General features: G+C 59.8%; 1 protein-coding gene. It reads left to right on the top strand.

Going from position 1 to position 1,675, the window contains the following annotated elements:
- Window positions 1–77 precede the first annotated feature (77 nt).
- A protein-coding gene (locus tag OKC29_RS22960) for an IS3-like element ISAs20 family transposase (RefSeq protein ID WP_088813959.1) occupies window positions 78–1,639 on the top strand; the annotation gives its coding sequence in 2 pieces (ribosomal slippage) (window positions 78–540 and window positions 540–1,639; 1,563 coding nt in all).
- The last annotated feature ends 36 nt before the right edge of the window (window positions 1,640–1,675 follow it).

Raw genomic sequence — 1,675 nt, 5'->3', positions numbered from 1 at the left:
GCCCCCGGTGTCAGAATAGTTGTCGCCTAATCTGAATAATCTAAATGTGAAGACCGGGGGCGGATAAAGAGTGTCGAATGGCTCGTTATTCAAGTGAGCGCAAGGCTGCTTTGCTCAAGAAGCTGCTGCCGCCCATCAATATGTCGGTGGCCGAGTTGGCTCGGCAGGAAAACATCAGCGAGGTCACTCTGTATAATTGGCGCAAACACGCCAAAGACGGAGGGTCTCCTGTGCCCGGGGACAACAAACTGACCGATGAATGGCCCGCCGAGGCCAAGTTCGCCGTCGTGCTGGAAACCGCTGCGCTTTCCGAGATTGAACTCAGTGAGTACTGCCGCCGTAAGGGTCTCTATCCCGAGCAAGTCCAGCAATGGCGCCAAGCCTGTATTCTGGGCCAGCAATCCGCTCGTACCTTACAACAGGCGGAGAAGGCACAGGCCAAAGCGGACAAGAAGCGTATCCGGCAACTGGAGCAAGAGCTGCGGCGCAAAGACAAGGCCCTGGCCGAGGCGGCAGCTCTGCTGATATTGCAAAAAAAGCTCGATGCCTACTGGAGCAACGTCGACGAGGACAACTGACCTCGTTGCCAGAGCGGCAGCAATACGTTGCATGGTGGCGCGAAGCGCTTGAAGCTGGCGCCCGCAAGCATCCTGCGGCCGAGGTATTGGGGCTGAGTCTGCGCACGCTCCAGCGCTGGTTGGCCGGGCCTGAGCTGAGTGCCGATAGGCGACCGGATGCGGTTCGTTCCATACCTGCTCATGCATTGAGCCCAGAGGAGCGGCAGGCCGTGCTGGACGTCTGCAATAGCCAGGAGTTCGCCTCGTTGCCGCCGAGTCAAATTGTGCCACGGCTGGCCGACCAGGGGCGCTACTTGGCCAGTGAGTCGAGCTTCTATCGCATCTTGCGGGCGGCTGACCAGCAGCACAGGCGTGGCCGGAGCCAGCCACCGCGTCATGTGCCGGTACCAACCAGCCATACCGCGACTGGGCCCAATCAAGTGTGGTCCTGGGATATCACCTACTTGCCGTCACTCGTGCGCGGCCAGTATTACTACCTCTATCTGATAGAGGACATCTACAGCCGCAAAGGGGTGGGCTGGGAAGTGCATGAGCAAGAGTGCGGTGAACGGGCGGCGGCGTTGCTGCAACGGAGCATCATCCGCGAGCAGTGCTGGAAGCAGCCGCTGGTCTTGCACTCGGACAACGGCGCGCCAATGAAGTCAGTCACGCTGCTGACCAAGATGCATGACCTGGGTGTCACGCCCTCGCGGGGACGGCCTCGGGTCAGCAACGATAATCCGTACTCGGAGTCATTGTTCAGGACGCTGAAGTACTGTCCGCAGTGGCCATCAGACGGCTTTGCCAGTCTGGAAGCGGCCAGGGAGTGGGTGCGCGACTTTATGGCCTGGTATAACGAAGAGCACCGGCATAGCCGTATCCGCTTCGTCACACCCAACGAGCGGCATCGGGGTGACGATAAAGCCCTGCTGGCGAAACGGGATGCTGTGTACCAGGCCGCCCGAGCACAACACCCAGCGAGGTGGAGTGGCAAGACGCGAGACTGGACACCTATCGGTGCCGTGATGCTAAATCCGGAGCGGCCCGAGAAACCCGAGCCGGAGCAGAAAGAGGCTGCTTAAAACAGCTTTGCGCGACAACTATCTTGAAAAACGCCG

The sequence above is a fragment of the Aeromonas sp. QDB34 genome (assembly GCF_027705405.1).
Taxonomy (GTDB): Bacteria; Pseudomonadota; Gammaproteobacteria; order Enterobacterales; family Aeromonadaceae; genus Aeromonas; species Aeromonas hydrophila.
The sequence above is the reverse complement of the archived record's forward strand: the minus strand, read 5'-3'. Positions and strand labels throughout refer to the sequence as shown.